Annotated in this window: 20 protein-coding genes and 2 pseudogenes; 17 read left to right on the top strand and 5 right to left on the bottom strand. The window is 35.5% G+C overall.

The window, feature by feature from the left end; genetic code table 11:
* Positions 1 to 147 precede the first annotated feature (147 nt).
* Complete coding sequence (locus B5D82_RS19910) at positions 148 to 291, top strand: response regulator (RefSeq protein ID WP_157673898.1); 144 nt, start codon at positions 148 to 150, stop codon at positions 289 to 291.
* A gap of 357 nt (positions 292 to 648) precedes the next feature.
* Positions 649 to 1,271 (top strand): annotated as a pseudogene (locus tag B5D82_RS12845) (tyrosine-type recombinase/integrase).
* 300 nt (positions 1,272 to 1,571) lie between these two features.
* Here B5D82_RS12845 and B5D82_RS12840 read toward each other — a convergent pair.
* On the bottom strand, positions 1,572 to 2,351 hold the full coding sequence (locus B5D82_RS12840; protein WP_081152053.1) for a substrate-binding periplasmic protein: 780 nt from the start codon (positions 2,349 to 2,351) through the stop codon (positions 1,572 to 1,574).
* A 548-nt stretch (positions 2,352 to 2,899) separates the two neighbouring features.
* Here B5D82_RS12840 and B5D82_RS12835 point away from each other — a divergent pair.
* The 3 genes and pseudogenes from B5D82_RS12835 (at position 2,900) to B5D82_RS20345 (ending at position 5,154) form a co-directional block, all read left to right on the top strand.
* Positions 2,900 to 4,336, top strand: a complete 1,437-nt coding sequence (locus tag B5D82_RS12835) for an IS1182 family transposase (protein ID WP_081152052.1) — start codon at positions 2,900 to 2,902, stop codon at positions 4,334 to 4,336.
* A 527-nt stretch (positions 4,337 to 4,863) separates the two neighbouring features.
* Positions 4,864 to 4,987 (top strand): annotated as a pseudogene (locus B5D82_RS20350) (transposase); the annotation flags it as partial.
* Positions 4,984 to 5,154 carry a hypothetical protein gene (locus B5D82_RS20345; RefSeq protein ID WP_245807469.1) on the top strand — a complete coding sequence of 57 codons (171 nt, stop codon included), beginning with the start codon at positions 4,984 to 4,986 and terminating at the stop codon, positions 5,152 to 5,154. The pseudogene B5D82_RS20350 and the gene B5D82_RS20345, both read left to right, overlap by 4 nt.
* Positions 5,155 to 5,568: 414 nt before the next feature.
* Here B5D82_RS20345 and B5D82_RS12825 read toward each other — a convergent pair whose 3' ends face one another.
* Genes B5D82_RS12825 through B5D82_RS12815 form a run of 3 tightly spaced genes read right to left on the bottom strand, consistent with a single transcriptional unit; the run spans position 5,569 to position 7,591 of the window.
* A complete protein-coding gene (locus tag B5D82_RS12825; protein WP_081152048.1) occupies positions 5,569 to 6,243 on the bottom strand; it encodes a hypothetical protein in 675 nt (224 codons plus the stop codon).
* A gap of 36 nt (positions 6,244 to 6,279) precedes the next feature.
* Positions 6,280 to 7,296, bottom strand: coding sequence for a helix-turn-helix transcriptional regulator (locus B5D82_RS12820; protein ID WP_081152046.1), 1,017 nt, complete (start codon positions 7,294 to 7,296; stop codon positions 6,280 to 6,282).
* 28 nt (positions 7,297 to 7,324) lie between these two features.
* Complete coding sequence (locus tag B5D82_RS12815; RefSeq protein ID WP_081152045.1) at positions 7,325 to 7,591, bottom strand: hypothetical protein; 267 nt, start codon at positions 7,589 to 7,591, stop codon at positions 7,325 to 7,327.
* A 276-nt stretch (positions 7,592 to 7,867) separates the two neighbouring features.
* On the opposite strand from B5D82_RS12815, the gene B5D82_RS12810 reads away from it, so the two are divergent.
* Positions 7,868 to 8,236, top strand: a complete 369-nt coding sequence (locus B5D82_RS12810) for a hypothetical protein (RefSeq protein ID WP_157673897.1) — start codon at positions 7,868 to 7,870, stop codon at positions 8,234 to 8,236.
* Positions 8,223 to 8,630, top strand: coding sequence for a hypothetical protein (locus B5D82_RS12805; RefSeq protein ID WP_081152042.1), 408 nt, complete (start codon positions 8,223 to 8,225; stop codon positions 8,628 to 8,630). Before B5D82_RS12810 ends, B5D82_RS12805 begins: the two co-directional genes overlap by 14 nt.
* Positions 8,631 to 9,035: 405 nt before the next feature.
* Here the strand turns inward: B5D82_RS12805 and B5D82_RS20340 are convergent, their stop codons facing one another.
* Positions 9,036 to 9,236: a helix-turn-helix transcriptional regulator gene (locus tag B5D82_RS20340; protein ID WP_081152040.1), complete on the bottom strand. Its 201-nt coding sequence runs from the start codon at positions 9,234 to 9,236 to the stop codon at positions 9,036 to 9,038.
* A 1,533-nt stretch (positions 9,237 to 10,769) separates the two neighbouring features.
* Here B5D82_RS20340 and B5D82_RS12795 point away from each other — a divergent pair.
* From B5D82_RS12795 to B5D82_RS20250, 10 genes are all read left to right on the top strand, one after another.
* The gene (locus B5D82_RS12795; protein ID WP_081152039.1) at positions 10,770 to 12,245 is read left to right on the top strand and encodes a DUF3987 domain-containing protein; all 1,476 of its coding nucleotides are present in this window, start codon (positions 10,770 to 10,772) and stop codon (positions 12,243 to 12,245) included.
* Between the two features lie 245 nt (positions 12,246 to 12,490).
* Positions 12,491 to 12,610, top strand: a complete 120-nt coding sequence (locus B5D82_RS20335) for a tyrosine-type recombinase/integrase (RefSeq protein ID WP_081154490.1) — start codon at positions 12,491 to 12,493, stop codon at positions 12,608 to 12,610.
* Between the two features lie 104 nt (positions 12,611 to 12,714).
* Entirely contained in the window at positions 12,715 to 13,383 is a 669-nt protein-coding gene (locus tag B5D82_RS12785; RefSeq protein WP_081152037.1) for a hypothetical protein, read from the top strand.
* 46 nt (positions 13,384 to 13,429) lie between these two features.
* On the top strand, positions 13,430 to 14,416 hold the full coding sequence (locus tag B5D82_RS12780; RefSeq protein WP_081152036.1) for an RHS repeat-associated core domain-containing protein: 987 nt from the start codon (positions 13,430 to 13,432) through the stop codon (positions 14,414 to 14,416).
* Complete coding sequence (locus B5D82_RS12775; RefSeq protein ID WP_081152034.1) at positions 14,409 to 14,711, top strand: hypothetical protein; 303 nt, start codon at positions 14,409 to 14,411, stop codon at positions 14,709 to 14,711. The genes B5D82_RS12780 and B5D82_RS12775 overlap by 8 nt, the downstream gene beginning before the upstream one ends.
* A gap of 193 nt (positions 14,712 to 14,904) precedes the next feature.
* Positions 14,905 to 15,207 carry a hypothetical protein gene (locus B5D82_RS12770; protein WP_081152033.1) on the top strand — a complete coding sequence of 101 codons (303 nt, stop codon included), beginning with the start codon at positions 14,905 to 14,907 and terminating at the stop codon, positions 15,205 to 15,207.
* A 46-nt stretch (positions 15,208 to 15,253) separates the two neighbouring features.
* Positions 15,254 to 16,339: a hypothetical protein gene (locus B5D82_RS12765; protein WP_081152031.1), complete on the top strand. Its 1,086-nt coding sequence runs from the start codon at positions 15,254 to 15,256 to the stop codon at positions 16,337 to 16,339.
* On the top strand, positions 16,339 to 16,797 hold the full coding sequence (locus B5D82_RS12760) for a three component ABC system middle component (protein WP_172820646.1): 459 nt from the start codon (positions 16,339 to 16,341) through the stop codon (positions 16,795 to 16,797). The genes B5D82_RS12765 and B5D82_RS12760 overlap by 1 nt, the downstream gene beginning before the upstream one ends.
* Positions 16,794 to 18,794 (top strand): DUF3732 domain-containing protein, encoded by a 2,001-nt coding sequence (locus tag B5D82_RS12755; RefSeq protein ID WP_081152028.1) that lies wholly within the window; start codon positions 16,794 to 16,796, stop codon positions 18,792 to 18,794. Before B5D82_RS12760 ends, B5D82_RS12755 begins: the two co-directional genes overlap by 4 nt.
* A 173-nt stretch (positions 18,795 to 18,967) precedes the next feature.
* Positions 18,968 to 19,099 (top strand): hypothetical protein, encoded by a 132-nt coding sequence (locus tag B5D82_RS20250; RefSeq protein ID WP_281255927.1) that lies wholly within the window; start codon positions 18,968 to 18,970, stop codon positions 19,097 to 19,099.
* The last annotated feature ends 47 nt before the right edge of the window (positions 19,100 to 19,146 follow it).

Raw genomic sequence — 19,146 nt, 5'->3', positions numbered from 1 at the left:
TCAGCTGCTTTTGGTCTAGCTAGATATTTTGGTATAAACAACAAGAAAAATGGTGTCGAGTTTACCATTTAACAGCCAAAAACATTTGATGCACCACTGAATGAAAAGCCCTAGCTTTCAAATGAACATGTCGGAAAAGGTAATATTTTGATTGCTGAGGATGAAGAAGATCTTCGTATTTTATATCGTGAACACTTGGAGTCTTCAGGGGATGTTGTGACAACAGCCGAGAATGGCAGTGAAGCTTTAGCACTATTTAAAATAGCCCTCAAGGCTATGACCTTCTTCTAACGGAACAGTTGATGCCATTAATGACGGGGATTAAATTAATCGAGGCGGTGTTGAAGATCAATGTGAATATTCCCATCATCTTAGCAACAGGTTAAGTCGATATGGAAACTATCAACCAAATTGGCTCCAAACATGCTTATAAATGTCTTGTGAAACCTATCAATACAGCGGTATACCCCTGTATTAATAGATGAAGTGAGGATTGGGATGTGGTTAATAGCCTAGGTGAGAGGTTAAAGCTAATGTCGGCTAGTGGCTAAGAGAAGCATTCTTCTCTTACACACGCATAATGTCTGCTATAAATAAATTTTAGTGTATCAAGCCATACTATAGTCCCTTCAAGAAAGGAGCACTATTATGTATAACAGTAAATCAACTTCACGAAACACCTGCTGGAATAAAGGCAAACTAGTTGGTCAAAAGCTTCCCCTTAAACTCGAAGAAATATGGTCAATTAGGATACGGTTAGAGCTGGATAATAACCTGCGAGAACTAACGATGTTTAATTTGGCTTTAGACTGTAAATTACGCGCCTGTGATTTTATTAAACTAAAAGTTTTGGATATTGCGCATGGAGCTACTATTCAGTCCAGAGCCATGCTTATTCAACAGAAAACAGGTAGTTCGGTTCAATTTGAATTAACCCCTAAAACTAGAAAGTCACTGCAAGAATGGATAGCACAAAAATCGCTTAGGTCTGGTGATTATTTGTTTAGCAGTAGAGTAAAAAAAGATTTTCATTTAACTACTCGTCAATATGCAAGGATCGTTAAAAAATGGATTTCAAGTATAGGTTTAGATCTCACATTATATGGCACTCATACCATGAGGCGAACTAAAGCATCCTTAATCTATAAGAAAACAAAAAATTTGAGAGCAGTTCAAATATTACTTGGGCATACGAAACTAGAAAGTACGGTTCGTTATCTTGGCGTGAAGTAGATGATGCGCTTGAGCTTTCGGAAGCAACCGATATTTAACTCAAACTGAAGGCAAGGACGCCTTCTTCAATGATACGAATATAGTCGTTAAAGTTATTATATTGGGATGATTTCAAAGTACCATGCAGAGCCAGTCATAGTCGGGGGGAGTTAACGTTTTAATAGGAAGAAGACAGTCGTCAAAATTGAGCACATGACAAGTATCTGCAACTAATACAACTGACAGCCACTGTAATAGAAATGTATTCATAAACGTATACTTTAAATACTTGTGCTATTAACACTATAAATACGTCAAAGATAACTGTTTTGTTATGCCTTTGGCTTTATCTGTAGAGTTCAGCACAGTCGTTTAGGGAATACTTGAATACCAACGTGCTGTTGCACAGATTTATCTCGTTTGCCCGAACTTATAAAAATAGCTAATAGCTCGTCAACCTGTTTTTTAACATCACTCAATTCAGGACGTATTACAAATGAGATATCTACCGCACTGATGACATTGGGTGATTGATAAAATTCAATATCACAAAACTCAGAGTTATACATGATTGTTCTCGCATTATCATCGCTCATTATTGCAAAATCACAGCGTCCTTTTGCCAACATAACTGCCATAGTGGTTTGAGAGGATGAGTCAACACGTATCAACATATTGTTGTCAAAATAGTGACTCAGTATCGGGTAGGTAAAATTACGACGTGCGCAAATTGATGCACGCTGGCTTTGGTTAGGGTTGAATGCCTGATTAAATGCAAAGGTTGAGTACATATAGCTGTTGTGGGACATTAAAGTATTACTAAAAAGGTAATTTTCTGGTTGCTCTAGCCACACTGACGAAGATAGGAAAATATCAGCAGTTCCATGCGACAGCATCTTTTCGGCTCGAGCTCTATTGGAGTCTAAATACTCCACTTTAAAGCTACCACTCTCTTCTAAACTCGCAAAAAAATCTACAACAACGCCTTGGTACTTACCAGAAATAAAATCGTAATAAATATAAGGTGCCGTACCCGGAGAATTAACTGCAAACTTAATATGGTGTGTTTTTGCATTGGCATGTGAAATAAAAATCAACATTAAGCTGAATAATGTAAAAAATATTGACCCTAATTTCATTTTAAAAATGACCTGTAATGTTAATTGCAATCTTAAAGTAAATTACTATTTGGCGAAAAAGTCAACTTGAGGCGATTAATTCAGCCGACTATCAATGTTTAGCTAAAATCAACTGTCGAACGTCTCCTTTGTTACCTATTGATAATTTGCTATCAACGCTGTGACTGTCTGCCTTCATATTACACTTGCTTTTGAAAGTGAAGGTGTTGACTTACCGTTTACCCCTCCAATCTGACACTAAACTTTTCATATGGTTACGTCAACTATGAGCTTAAGTCAGCCCCACAAGTGAGCAGAAAATCTTGGCTAGTATTGCCCTAAATATGCTCCTGAATTTGCAAAGGCTAATGTCCGCAATTGGCTAGGAGCTGAAGTATTTATATAGTCACTTGTAACTTCTTCAATGCGCACAGCCTGTGTGAAAACGTTTTGATCACTTTTTCGAATAAGCACCGAATACTTATGATCAATCAATCTCAAAACAAGATAATAAATCACTCTATATTTGCTATAATATTCATTAGGTTAATTGATTATATGTTGGCTATATGTCACGTCATATTAAAGGTTCATCTCGCTCCCAAGCAACCCTCTTTCCAGAAATACTTGAAGATTTTGTCGCTAAAGAAAATCCTGTTAGAGTAATTGATGTATTTGTCGATGGATTAGATTTAGAAAGCCTTGGTTTTAAAGGTGTTCAATCTAAAGCAACTGGCCGTCCTGGTTATCACCCCGCCGTATTACTCAAAATTTATATCTATGGTTATTTAAACCGAATTCAGTCATCACGCTGTCTAGAGCGAGAAACACAACGTAATGTTGAACTTATGTGGCTCACGGAGCGTTTATCACCAGACTTCAAAACAATTGCTGACTTTAGAAAAGATAACCATCGTGGGATTAAAAACACCTGTAAAACCTTCGTTCAAATATGCCATCAATTCAATATGTTTAGTGAATCGACTGTTGCTATTGATGGTAGTAAGTTTAAGGCATCCAACAACAAAGATAAAAACTACACTCCAAGTAAAATGAAGTCTCATATTGAGCGAGTAGAAAAACATATTAATAATTATTTTTTGAAGCTTGAACAGTCAGATTCACAAGAGAACACATCACAATACATTGCTAATATTGAATCTAAATTAGATTTCTTAAAGCAACACCTCGTTGAACTAAAAGAGATGGAATTAGCCGTCAATAATCATCCTGATAAACAAGTATCAACAGTCGATCCTGATTCTCGCTTGATGAAAACACAGGGCATGACACGAGCTATTTGCTATAACATACAAAGCGCTGTGGATACGAAACATCATTTAATTGTTGCTCACGAAGTCACCAATACAACAGATAGGGGGCAGTTGTGCAATATGACCAAACTGACACTTAAAGCGTTAGGGAAAAGTGTTACAACAATATTGGCAGATAAGGGTTATTACAGCCGACAAGATATTAAAGATACTCATGATTTAGGTGTATCGACTCTTGTACCAAAAACCGATACATCAGGCTCAGAAAAGAAGGGAATTTTTAACAAGTCTCTGTTTCAATACAATCAAGATAATGATGTTTATATTTGCCCTGCGGGCAATGAGCTTCAACATCGATTAAATTCGATAGAAAGAGGGTTAGATATCAAAATTTACTTCAATGGTATGGCTTGTAAAAATTGTACTATTCGAAGCCAATGTACCCGTTCTAAAAAAGACCCAAGAAGAATGAGACGTTGGATCCATGAAGCTGATATCGAAAAAATGGAAGCCTTGCTCAAGGCAACGCCTGATGCGATGCTTCAACGAAAACAAACGGTTGAACATCCCTTTGGTACGATTAAGTTGTGGGCAGGAGCCACACACCTTTTAACAAGAGGGTTTAAAAATGTCAGTACAGAATTGAACTTGCATGTATTGGCGTATAATTTAAAAAGAACGCTCAATATCTTTGGAGCAGAAAAGTTGATGAAGGAAGTGATGGCGGCCTAAGGGCTATGTTTCTCTTTAAAACACTGAAATATGTTCAAAACACGCGTCAATATAAGCAATTTTGAACTCATAAAAAATATAAAGCATAGATATTCATAAATATCGGCTTCGCTACGCGAAGCCTTATAAAGTGCTGATATAAAACCTCAATAGTAAAAACTTACAATAATGAGTTTTCACACAGGCTGCGCACCAAGAAGACGCTAGATGGTGCGATTTACATCTTATTTATAAAGGTTCTTAGAAAGAAGAAATATACGTGAACTGGATCATAGTATCGTGCCTGCATATAAATTAGTACGAATTACGAAACATCAATTAAAGGGGAAATAACTGATGATTACATTTTGATGGACGACTATTGCCACACAGCGGACCTAATTATTAGAACAATTGCCTCAAATTTTATGTACGTTACCTTCAAGGGTAGCTGGTGTAAACAGCATTTATCTATATCACTAACGCCCCCTGAGTGAGATGAAATCTATAAATTCTTGGCTAATTTTACCTAACCACTACATGATGCCAGCGCGAGTGTTGGTGTGGTTCCTGCGCATTCAGGAACAGGTGGAAATAATAAATTATTAGGGATAACGAAACGAGGTGATAGGTGTTTACGCTCCTTACTTGTTCACGGAGCACGTTCAGTGGTTAGTAGAATTAAAAATAAGCAAGATGGGTTGAGTTGTTGGATAAGAGAGCAACTAACGAAGAATCATTTAAACAAAACTGCGGTTGCTTACGCCAATAAGCTAGTCAGAATGGCATGGGCTATTTTGAAAAATGGCGAAGATTATCGAACACCTTTAGCTCAGTAGTGTTTGATAAACCTTGAAAAAGTAACCAAGTTAACCGAGTATAAGCAATCGTAAAATAATAATGTAAACTGTATCAACGCACGCAAAGCAAAACCTGTGAGGAACGACGGTACTTTAATATATTGTACTCGTTAAGGAGCTTTGTCAGAGGATTAAGCCATTAAGGTTCGGGGTAGTTCCCCATCAGAAACCGAATATACGTGAACTTGCTACATACATTTGATATTTATTATAAACGGCTTGCTATCCAAGAGGAGTCCATATACGTTCCTCGCTTCTTGAGCGGCAGGGCTGAGGTAATTGAATGGTATACGCAATGTAATTGATTGACACTGGCACATGTTTTTTCCATCAATCCCCCTTTAAACAATTAAGCGGAATTTCACATTACGTATATCAAAACGTATAACGAAATTAGCTAACAGCACTCGTTATAAAATCGATAAAATAATACTTTCCTGTTTTATTATCGTATTTTTTCGATACTCTATTCCACCAAGGCATACCGGCATGAGGAACACGAGCACACTTTATACCTCTTTCTTTTAACTCAGAGATTAAGTTAGATTTTTTAGCGTGGTTCCAAGCCAATGTACTTGAAAAAATAACGATGTCAGGCTTTACTATAGCCGTGACTTCACTTACGACATCTGCACTTACCTTCGAATCCATGGGAGAAACTTCTATAGATTTACCTGTTTTTTCCGCCGGGCGTTGAAAGTAATTTAGATAACATACCTTCTGAAAAGGTTGTTCAATAGCAAACTCCTCAACTTTAGATTCGATTAAAGCTTTAGAAAGATTTTTATAAATAAGCTTAGACTTTTTTTTCCAACCATCTTTTAGTCCATTTCGTATAATGTTTGCTGTTTTCATCCAACCTAAATCTTTAAAAGCACTGACATCAACGCCTGCATACCATTCTTCTGGATTATGATGGTACTGACTATCTTTATCTAAATAGTGACTCTCTCCTAAAATGAGCAACTTGTATTTTGCCTCGTCATAACCATCCCCTATCCAGGGAATAAGGTTCGGGTATTTTTGGTAATGTGCTATTGAAGATAATTCTTTTGTAAATATTGTCATTTCGGTCCCTTTTTACAGCTGGAGTACATTTAATTGTTATTTTATATATTTATATTGCTCTAGTGATTGTTGTAAAACTTTTATAACCTTATGTTTAAGATAAACAGGCGCTACACATATGACGTCAGCACCATATCGCAATATCCATGCAACCAAGTCATAGGTTGGGATACAACTAAATTTCACATTCGTCCATTCAGTTGAAGTCTGCACAAGTTGTTGATCATCTGCCAATTGATTGTTTATGAGGGTATCTAGTGCAAATCCCTTTACTTTTAATTCCACTAATTCTATTTCGCTATTCGTTTTCAATAACCAGCCAGATGGATTTTTGGCGAAGTACTCTTGCAGAGTAAAAGAACGTGGAACTTCCACATCGGTATAGTTTTTTACTGCTGTTTTAATTCGATGAAATAAGAATAACCTAGGGTTTTCAGGGCTATTCTTTGTAGTCGCCACCAGATAATGGCTCTGCCCTCGAATGATTATTCCTAAGGGGTTTAAACAATAATGAAGCGCATCCTTTTTATCTTTTGCTTGATAAGTAATCTTTATTTGGTTTTCATTTAGCACGCACTCGTAAATAACTTTACGTTCACTTTCAGCTAAAAACTTACTATTGTTAATTAATGGATAGCCATCTGAAATTACCTGTAATTTTTCCTGCCATTTGCTATATGCATTATCTGAATTGAGTGTGCATTTAGCGTCTGCTATTCGCACCTCTGCTCGAGTAGCATACTCACTCGGCATTACCTTGAGCAAAAGTTTTTCTGATAAAATCAACATCAGCGCTTCGGTCGGTTGAATTCCTTTAAACTTGCTCGTGTGATTTTGAATACAACCCCAACCGTAACCTTCAGCTGTTTCTTCAGAATAAAGCCCGCCTATATCCGTAAGCTTAATTAAATCTCTTTCGACAGTGCGTTTACTAACATCAAACCCTTCATCTATTAGGTGTTGATGTAAGGCAGTCGTCGTTATGGGGTTCCCTGGTGATAATGGGATTTTTCTCAACATTTCTAAATGGCGTAATGTAGTACTTTTAGACATAACAGCGATGACCTAGAATATTTATTTTTTAGTGACTATACACTTTGTAGTGACTGTCTTTTTTCCAAGTGATTTTGCAATTTACCAGATTAAAATAACTTTTTAATTGTGCTTTATATGCGTTATCAAATAATGAACTATCCATATAAATGGTCATTCGGTTGATAAGTGGTGAATAAACTACCCTTCCTCTTGGAAGTTCTTGATACTCACTACCAATCAGTTCTTTAAAGTTTGGTGAATATATCTGCCTATCTTCCCACTCCGTAATATGCTGAAAAGGACTATCAACCATACCTATTTCATCAGGCGTCAGTTTTTCTATCGCTATTTTTTTAGCGATTAAGTTACTTTTATAAAACCAAAATATACCAACGTTAATAGTTACTTCCTTTTAAAATTTAAGTGAAATCAATTTAAATTTAATATCTTAGATAATAATAATTTTTACCGTAACACATAATAATGGCAGTCGCGACAACCAGTGTCGCTAAAGAAAATAATTTATTACGACACTACTTGTCGCGTAGATAGTTAAGCTGCTTTCATGATAAAAAATCAGCTAAAAATTATGACTAACAAAAGTGATGTGAGTTTTGAATACAGCAGAGTATTGCAATTATTGGAGCAATTTAGCCTTTATGGATGCGCAGAGTTTACTATTGTCTTTGGCACTATAACGAAAGACGCTGAGTACTCTACATGGTCAACGCCTGATGATGATTTTAAAAAGTACAAAGAGTCTGGTTTTTTCGAACTTATGCAGCATTTATTAAGTATTTTTGTTGAATATAAAAGCCAGCACATATTACTTAAACACTGCCACGCCATCATTCAAATAACACAACATGATATTGCTATTGAATGGGTGAGTAAAAAAATTGCCGAGAAAGCTATTACTTCAATCCATGAGACTGAGAAAAATAATGTTAATAAATGATAAAGAAATTAATATTAAATCGCTAAATGATGTTTTTATTGAGCATCAAGCATATCATCGGATGAAATTAGTATGCTGCCTCACAGCATTAAATTGTTATCAATATCTAAGAAAAACCAACAGTGTACGTGAAGGAAATGTGAGTACTTTTCCGCAAAGTTACCATGAGTATGAAATTCATGTTTCAGGAGAAGCATTGAATTGCTTTGAGAGTCACCCTATCAGTATTTACGTATCTTTCAAACAAGACTGGCAAGCTTGGAAGAAATACAGTAGCACTATACAAGATGTAATAAATTCGCAAAGCGCTATCTTCGTGAGTTCCGACGTTTATAACGTGCTAGATGGTGAAATTAACTTTTATAACCCCAGCATTATTTTATCAACAGTTTAACTCTTGTTGTGATTGGAATAATACTGGGTGGCTGAAATGTTGAACACTTTCTAAGTATCCCCTACTTCCTTTGATTTTAGTTCAAGGAAAAAACACGAGCATATATACAAAACGTTTGAGTTACCCTGGAGTTCCTTAATTCTAACACTTCTAATAAACTCTCATTCACTAGATGTGCTCTCTCCTAGACCACCTGAGGTACGTCACAAGCTAGTACTTAGAAATGACTACACTGTGTTTTATAGTTCATATAATCTAATTTAATATCGTAAAATATATACTATAATATCTTCAAACCAATAAAAACACACAATTTGAATTCACCATATCTACATAGTGAAGTACTAAGGTTCACGATACTAATATGACCTACGACTTAGATTTATATCATTGTGTCAAAATCTATTAATAGCGAGTTGAATTAGACTCTAATTCAACAAGCCAATCTTCTATCGCGGATATTCTCCACATCAACTCCCCACCGGGATCTTCAATTGGTTTAGGGAATTTCCCATCCTTGCGCCACCGGTAAAGTGTTGTTCTGTCTCTACCAATTAACTCACATACTTCTTTTTGCCTTATCAATTTATTACGTCTGCATTCCATTGTTGTATTTCCATCCTTGTTAAATCATTTAGTCGATAGAGATGGTTGACGATTTGTTTAACTTTACAACACAAACTAAAAATAAATAATTTTACTTAGTAAAATCAATAGAATAGTTCTATTTTTATTGTATGCATAGAAAATTACGGGATAAAACTGTATGGTTTTTCAATCTAAACAACTTGATATTGATAAACTATTATCATTTTGATATCGATAAACTATTTCCAACAAAATTGATGGACCAAGTTTTAAATGAATTCAAACTGACAAATAATATTTTGAGTTTTAAAAATAATGGTCACAGCCAGGTCACAAACTTATATTTATCATAATAAAACCGCTAAAGCTCCTATTTTAAAAGGGGTTCAAGTACACATTCATTTTAAGTGTTTGCTCATATAAAGCAAAAAGGTAATGAGGAAAAGCAATAAGGACATAGCTTGAGCCATCTGATGAAGGGGTGACTACCGGCCTGAGATTAAGTTATTATTTTGTTCGTCCATTCTTTGCAGCTCACCATGCTGAAGTTCCCTTGAAAGTTACCCTCAGCTCATATATACAAGGCAATTATGACTTGATTTTTCAAATGATTATCATACAAATCAAAATGATAATCATACTGATACTAATCAAAATGATAATTTTGATAAGCCTAGCAAATTTCCCATCTAACTAAGGGAGACAGCCTACCTGACATTGAGCTATTTTCAAAACGGTAATTCACCTTAAAAGTCACTATAGCCCATATATAGACAGCGATTTAAGTTTTCTTCTTTATATAATTACTCTAGCAAACACACAACAGTTATCATTTTAAAATTTTTTTATTTTAAAGCAAAAAGGTAATGAGGAAAAGCAATAAGGACATAGCTTGAGCCATCTGATGAAGGAGTGACTACCGACCTGAGATTAAGTTATTATCTTGTTCGTCCATTCTTTGCAGCTCACCATGCTGAAGTTCCCTTGAAAGTTACCCTCAGCTCATATATACAAGGTAATTATGACTTGATTCTTCAAATGATTATCATACAAATCAAAATGATAATCATACTGATACTAATCAAAATGATAATTTTGATTAGCCTAGCAAATTTCCCATCTAACTAAGGGAGACAGCCTACCTGACATTGAGCTATTTTCAAAACGGCAATCCACCTTAAAAGTCACTATAGCCCATATATAGACAGCGATTTAAGTTTTCTTCTTTATATAATTACTCTAGCAAACACACAACAGTTATCATTTTAAATTTTTTATTTTAAGACATAATGAACAGAATATTTTCCATACACCCCAGGGAAATCATCTAAAACGATGAAGTCTGATAATGCACGACAATAATTTTAATCAATTTCTAACATCAATCTAAGTCAATGTATATATAGGATATAGAAAATAACTGATCCCCATTCTCAGAGTTATCACAAAGTGTTGTTACCTTTTTCAACTTTTCGTCAATTATTAGTCACTCTGGCATTAAGTCAGCACTACAACGCCATAATGGCAAATAAATGAAAAAGGAAATTTCAAATGTTAGTTTTTAAATTTTTGTCGTTTTTATTACCAAAAAGAAGAAAAAAACAAGTGAGTAATGGTAATGATAATGTAAAGGTCACAAAACCCAGCAGTGTTAAGGATACTGATAAGCAGCTCAATCAGAATGAGTTAAAGTGGACACCATTAAAACCAATTGGCTTTGATTTACTACCAGTGGAGGTGTTTAATTCTTCGCACTTACCCGCATCTTTATACAATTTTGCAAAGAGCAATGCTTACAGACTAGACAATGCTCCTATCGAGTATATTGCTGTCGCTTTAATAGTAAGCCTCTCTTCATTGCTTGGGTGTGGTGTGCGAATTAAGCCAAAAAGAAACGATACGGGTTGGCTAGAACCAAGTAATACCTGGGGATTAGTTGTTGGCAAACCATCTATGATGAAGACTCCATCACTTAAGGCTGGAATGTCACCTATTAAGAGTTTACAAAATTGTGCGGATGATGATTTATTTAGTTTTATTGTCAACGATGCTACTTATGAAGCTGCATGCATCAAAGCTCAGGAAAACCCTAAAGGCATTTTGATGTTTAGAGATGAATTATCAGGGTGGTTAAACAATTTGGATAAACCTGACCGAGTTCAGGAACGTGCGTTTTACCTAGAAGGATTTTCAGTAGGTTCTTATGAGCAGATCAGAATTTCAAGAGATTCACTGAAAATTAAAAACCTTACCGTGTCTGTATTAGGTGGCATACAACCGACTAAGCTTCTAAACATGCTTCGAGCACGAAAAAATGGCACAAATGATGATGGCTTGTTTGAGCGGTTTCAGTTAATGGTATTTCCTGACTCAGGAACTGCCATTTACACTGACGTTGCACCAGATGAAAAAACTGAAAGCGCTGTTAATGATATTTTTTCTTTACTTGCAAATATCGGTGATCCGGAAGAGCCTTTAATTTTATCCTTTAATGAGGAAGCACAACTCATTTGGAATAAATGGGCTGTTGAGTTTAAGTACCAAGAGAAGAACTCAAGTGCTGAAGACCAAACCGTCATGGGTAAGTACCCAGCTCTTTGTGGAAAATTAGCTCTGATTTTTCATCTAGTAAACGAAGCTGAGTTACATGACAACGCCAGCGTATTTGCACCTAGCCTAAAAATAACACCAAATGCTTTACTAACAGCTATCAGTTGGTCAAAGCTACTACTTTCACATAACCGGAGAATTCAACACTTTGGTAACTATTACTCACACTCTGATAAAGCTGAATTATTTTTGAAGCGCCTTGCATTGGTTGAAAATGAGCCATTTACACTGAGAAATATTTATAGAGGTGCCATGAATGGCTTAAAAACTGCTGCAGAGGCTAAAAAAGGCGCTGATGAACTTATTGAAAAAGGCTATTTAAGGTCATTTACAACTAAGGGAACCAACAATAAACCCTTGCATTGGTTTTACAGGCATCCTGATTTGTTAATAAAAAACAAGTGTAAAAATAAGTAGGTGTTCTATTATCTAAGCTATCACTAAGGGTAGTGAATAACGACCTAGGTGACCTAGACAACTTTGTGCTGTTGATATTCAGCACTGTCATCTGTGCCACCTAGGTCATTTAGCTGTAAAATGGTTATCTGGATTAGTTGAACAATTTAAGTTACCACAATGTTTTTTCTGGATATGGCTATCGCTATAAATGTACCCCACTAATAATGCCCTGGTGAGCAAAGCAAACAAAGGGTGGAGCAGATATTCGGCAAATCCAAGTTTACCTAGGCCATGCCGATATCTCGACAACAATGGTTTATACCCACGTAACCAATCCTGAATTAGACCGTGCTTACGAAAAGTCTCATCCAGCGGCTAGATGAGTCCAAACAATTTTATACCACTTCTAGCATAATAATGTTTTTTGAAAATCAAAAATATCTAATAGTATTGGTTTTCAATTTTACTTACTCGAAGGATAAAAAACTTGCTAACTACAATCTTGTCTGCTGCTTTTGCATTTATTTCACTATTTTTAATAATGTATATGAGAAATATGGAAGAAGGGAAAAAGCCAACACTACTTATCGGAATTAACGCTACGTGTTTGATTGGGATTATCGCTCTTAATGCTTTCAGTCAAATAAAATCATCAAATGATAGTGATAAATACAAGCGTGCGGTTCTTGAGCTAGATGTGCTAGCAAAAATCAATCAATATATGATTCCCGCATCAGAACAGGTTGTCAGAATTATCAATAATTACGAAGTTGTTCAGGAATTCATATATGTTGAAAAAGCTATAGAGGCTAACCCAGATGCTTCTAAACTCCTTAGTGAACAACAAAAATTAATAGTAATAAAGCCGTCTTTCAAGAAGGCTGAGCATGCACTTGATGAGTTAAAAGAAATTGCAGCTCATGTTCAATCGTTAGCTATCCAATATCCTAAAATTGTTCCCCAAGAAGCTGTATCATGGTCAACCAAAACTCTTAAAATACAAATGTTTAATCTAAACCAGTTTATTGACCCATACGCTAGGCATGAAGGGGAGATATCTAAGTCCGTCATACAATATATGGAAGATACTGGTATGGCATTTGGTATATCGGTAGGCAAAGTTAGAGAGCTATCCGAAAAGATTCTCTCACCTTAATTGTAGGACTCTAAGCTTTATTGGATCGTAAGTCTGTTGTATCCATATGAACGGTCGGATCTACGATCCAACTTTGGGGAGATTCCTACAGGCTGATCCGTTTATTCAGGCACCAACTGATTCACAGAGTTACAACCGCTATGCATACGGATTTAACAATCCATTAAGTGGAACTGATCCTAGTGGTTACGGGTGGTTAAGTGATACTTGGAAGAAAATCAAAAAAGTTGTGATACCTATAGTTGCCGTTGTTGCTGCATATTATGGGTATACTCAAGGACTTGAATGGCTAAGTAGCACAGCAACAGTTAGCACTGCAACAACAGCTACAACAACAACTGCCTTTGGAACTGTTGCAACGACATCTACGGTAACATCTACATTTACTTATGCTACGACTGGAGCATACATAGGTGCGGGTGCTATTTCAGGCGGACTTAGTGGTGCGATAATGACGGGTTCATTACGTGGTGCAGTTGTAGGTGCTTTTACAGGTGCAATGTTTGGGGCTGTAAATACACATTACGGCAATACTTGGAATATGGAACGAGTGGGTACGACATCCTTAGCAGGAGGAGTATCATCAAAAGCGGCTGGGGGTAATTTTGCAGATGGTGCTAAATATGCATTTGCGGCTGCCATGATGCGTTATGGATATAATAAATTAGTTGACTACGATGTAACTTGGAAATCGGGTTCTGATGCAAGAATTAAACAGTTTAATACAATGCCATACGAAGGAGTAAATAATATTGGTACTCAAGCAAGCAATATGGGGGTTAATCCTGATGGCTGGTTTAATGAAGGAGGCATTGCTTCTAGAGGGCTAAATTATGTTCCAGGTGTGAATGCTGTAGCGGGTGTGCATGATGTATTTCAAGTTGGTTTGGGAAATGTTGGAGGTTGGGCGAGAAATATATTTAATGTACCAGGTATGGTTCCCGCTACCGTTATGGCATATGGTGCTTTAATGACTGACTTACAATTAGCCGCAACTATTAATACTTCTGCATGGGATAAGCGTAATGATTAGACTAATTAATATAAGTTTATTTTGTATAATTTTAATTGGCTGTGTATCTCAAATAGCGCCATTTAAAGACAGCATGAGTTTTTGGAAAGGCAAGGAGATAAGTGAATATATAAAAGTTAGCCAATCACCGCACGCAGATGAATCACAGTATGTTGGAGCAAGAAGAATATCTAAACTAGATAATGGAAATAAAGTTTATGAGTTTCCATATCCGAAATGCCCAGTATTTTTTGAAGTCGATAGTAAGGGTATCATTGTTGATATAACAACCGAGGGTGATAAAGACTGCTATTGATTTCAAACCACCCCACATGGCTAGCTGCCCGAAGGTTTGGCTTCTTTGGGAGCAAAGAAAATAGCCCTATATAAACTATAGGGCTTTTTATTGCGTGATATCAATATCTAGATTGTCTATTCTTGATATGTTTTAGCTAGATTTATTAATGTGTTACTGTCATTATTCAATTGTTAGTACAAGGATTTTAATAGTGGCGATGTTAAAGCTTAAAAAGTGGTACGTCATAGGTAAAAAGGAATTTCCTACTCCATGTTTTTATGGCAATGATTTAGAGTTGCATGATGTAAGCACGGTAGACTGGAAAGAGTCAGAGCACAGCTTTACTCATTACAAAGGTATGGTTCAAGGCTTACCTGAAATAACTGATGAGACTCAAGCAATAGAGGCATTAGCTGCATATGGTATTACTGGCTTTGATACTAGAGATAACGCTAAAACCTGGGCTAAGCAACTACCCGTTGGTACATGGAAATATTTGAAAGTAGTTAGTTGAAATTTAAACTACAAATAGAAAAATAATAATTCAAAAAGGATTTTTTTTGAAAAAGACAGTAGCCCATGATGCATCGGCAAGTATAAAAGGAATAATTTACCAGTTTTATTTGGCTATTGAGTGGTGTTTTAAATTAAAACCCAATCAGTCTTTATTATTTGAAAAAGATGGTGATATTGCTATACCCGATGAAGCAAACATTGAGGTTAAACATTTCATTGACCCATTAACAGATTCCCATAAAAATTTATGGAACACGCTAGCTAATTGGCTAGATCCAGCATTTGATCATTCAAACTATTCACAATTAATTTTAATCACTACTCAGAAAATAGGCTCTAATAGCAAATTAGCAGACTGGCAAAGTAAGTCATTAGAGAAAAGGTTAAAAATTATCACTGATATTTTGACTACTAAAGATTCATTAAATGCGAAGCAAAAAAAAGTAGAGCCATTTTTAAACTCTCAAAAGCTAGTTGATATTATTGAAAAATTTGAGATATACGATTGCTCAGATGTCATCGAAGATAAATACTTCTCATTGATTCATCAAATAGGTAAAGGTGTACCAGAAAGTAATCGAACAAGGTTAATGAACGCCTTAGTTGGCTGGCTAATTTCACCAGAGGTTGCTGTTGGCGATAACTGGGAAGTTACAGAAAAAGCCTTCGCAACGGAATTTGATTTGCTTGAGAGTCAGTTTAAGCAACATACAAGAATATTTCCTCCTAAACCCTTACCTGAAGATTTTACGGTGACTTCTGCAACCGATAGCTTGTATCTGCAAAAAATACGAGACATTGAATATTATGATGAAATAGAACTTGCACATAGTTCTTATTGCGAGGTGCTAACGGTTGTATCAGAGGAATTTGAACAAGGTACTCGTCAAAAATATTTTGATAACTATCAAAGTGAAGTTATTTCAGCTTTTGAAAGGAAGCATAAAAAAACAACTAAAAAGGTCGATGATGTAATTGTTGATTCTCAAATTTTTTATGATGACGTTCTTGAGTCTGAAAGCCCTGAATTCGAAACCTATAACCGTAGACCTGATCGTTGGTTTAGAGATGGTGTCTTACATGTCAACATGGATGATGAATCCCTAGACTTAAAATGGAAGTTAAAGTAATGGCTAACGCTATCCGCCAGCTAGGTGTATTACATCATAGTCCGTATTTATTGGCTCCTTTATACCAAGAATTTTATTCACATTTAGAGCAACAACCTAAAAATTTTTTACTCAGTTATTTATTGCTGCCAATGTTATTTCATCAAGAAACAGCAGATAAATTACAAAGGCTGAGTAAATCAAGTTTAAACACTAAATTTAATGATCCTTTAATATTGAAAGGCTTGGAACAGCGAGTTCAGGACTTTAAAGAGCTAACCAATACCAGCATGTTAATTTTAAAAGAACAAAATATCGTCCAAATAACTCCTGAATTATCAGTTAACTTTGAGGCTAAGAGTTTAGCCAGTGGACATTGTAAAAAACAACAACTAACGGCAGCTAAAAATTTAGCAAAATTAATGAATCCGTTTTTAGTTAAAGACTGTTACCGAATTTTAGGGATTAAAAATTTATGAAGCCATATGTAGCTTTTATAGGTGTTGTTGATAAAAAAGAACAATGCCACTACGTTGAATTTTCTCAAGGATTAAATGTTGTAACAGGAAAGTCATCCACAGGTAAAAGTGCCTTAATTGAAATTTTTGATTATTGTTTGGCCTCTTCTGAATACACTATTCCTGTAGGTAAAATAACTGAAAATGCGGCTATTTATTTCACGATCTTTAAAAAAGAAAATGGTTATTTAGTTGTTGCCAGAAAACCAAAAGAGAGAAAAGGCTTCTATCAGGAAGTAGCAAGTGATGATCTGCCAGTAAACGAAGGTGTTTTAGAGATAAATAGCAATTGGTTTAAACTTGGTTATTTTATTGCCGAATATAACTATAAAAAGAAACTTGGGTTGTTTTTTGGCTTAAACGTCAATGATATTGAAACAAACAATGATGACCGTAACTTTTTTGGAAAAAGGAAGCCTTCCCCTTCAATTAGAAGCTTCATGTCTTTCATGTTACAGCATCAAAACCTTATCGCTAATAAACATGCTGTCTTCTACCGCTTTGATGAAAAAGAGAAACGTGAGCAAGCTATTGATCACTTTAAAATATTTTTAGGTTTTGTTGATCAAAGTTACTTTTTGAAGAAGCAAGAGTTGGCCGATCTAGAAAAAAAGAAAAGACGTATTGAGTTATCATTACCTAAACGCCAGCAGTTATTACAGCAAAGAGAGGCTAAGTTAAATAGTAAATTACATGAGTACCATGCTTTAAGTGGAATACCACTTGTAAACGCTAATAGCTTAGATATATTGAAAGAGCCTTTGAGCTGGCTTGATAGCATTAAAGAGAAAAAGGTTGATTTTGATGCCTCATCGGATGCAAACACAAAGCTCATCGCTGAACTTGAAAAGGCTATGAAAGAAGAGTTTAGTTCTTTAAGAAAATTAGAAGGTGAAATAAGAGCAATTAACTCAACAATTGAGATAAGTACCAATTACTTCAAGTCAATAAGCGCTATTAATTACCCACATGAAATTACCGAATCAATTAACGAGTGCCCTTTTTGTAACAGCGTTACAGATAAGCTAGAGCATGAGGCCGATGAATTAACTAAAGCAATAAACTGGCTAAATGAAGAAATTACAATTCAAAAGCCTCAGCAATATGATTACGAGCCAAAGCTACAATCGTTGAAGTTAGAAATAGGTATTAAAAAAGAAACTCTGGCTACTTTAAAGCGAAAAATTGATGGTGTTGTCGCTAATAATAAAGAAGTTGAAAGACGACAAAATCTTCGTGAACAGATAATGAAAGCAAAATTATCGATTGAAATTTACCTCGAAGAAATCATTAACGATGAAGCTCCAGCAGATACTGACAATCAATTGAGTCTACTTGTTGATAAAATAAAGGGACTTAATAAAGAATTAAAGGCGTATGCTGTAGAGAAAAAAATTAGTGATGCTGAAAAAGAGTTAAAAACAACAATGGACTCTATCGGGCAAAACCTTGATTTTGAAGAGTTCTACAAGGACCCTGTTGACATAAACTTTTCACTAGAGTCTTTTGATATTTGGTTGAAGGCAAAGAAAGAAAAAGTATTCCTAAGGTCAATGGGGAGTGGCGCGAATTGGCTTTATTGCCATTTATCACTTTTTCTATCTTTACAAAAGTTATTTTGTTCATTAGGCGATAGCTGCTCTATTCCACCAATACTGTTTATTGATCAACCAACGCAAGTCTATTTCCCAAATGTAGCTAATGACAATGCAGAAAAATTCAATGTAGAGAAAATTTCAACCATCAATAGGCTGGAAAATGTTGATGAAGACATTAAAAGTGTAGAAAATTTCTTTAATGAAATTATTACGTTTTGTGAAGATACTGAGTTTGAAACTGGGCATATGCCTCAAATTATTATTAGTGATCATGCTGACGATTTAAACTTGTCTGAAGGTAGGGTGTTCGAAGATTATGTTCGAGCTAGATGGCGAAATCGTGGTTTTATAGCGGACTAATTTTAACTACTATCACTGAAGCCAGCGCAAGCTGGTTTTCTTTTATCTGGCGTTTGGATTTATTGTCTAGTAAAAATAGTCATTTGGTGCCAAATTTTGTGGGATTTAATATTGACTAAAAGTATCGAATAATGAGCTAATATATAGGTAGTGCTTTAACGGAGGAAACTCAAATGTCAGCAGATAAAGAGTTATCAGAATTATTAAGCGAATACCCTCGGATTCTCGCCGAGGTGCGTGAGTTATTCAAAGAGCCTGAAGCTGCAATAAGTTGGCTTAAGAAGCCAATAAAAAATCATAAATAAATTGTTCGTCCGCTACTTTTTTATCTTGAAAGTCAGTGGTAAGTTGC

The sequence above is a fragment of the Cognaticolwellia beringensis genome, from assembly GCF_002076895.1.
Classification (GTDB): Bacteria; Pseudomonadota; Gammaproteobacteria; order Enterobacterales; family Alteromonadaceae; genus Cognaticolwellia; species Cognaticolwellia beringensis.
Note: the sequence above shows the minus strand (reverse complement) of the source record. Positions and strands in the feature narration are given on the sequence as shown.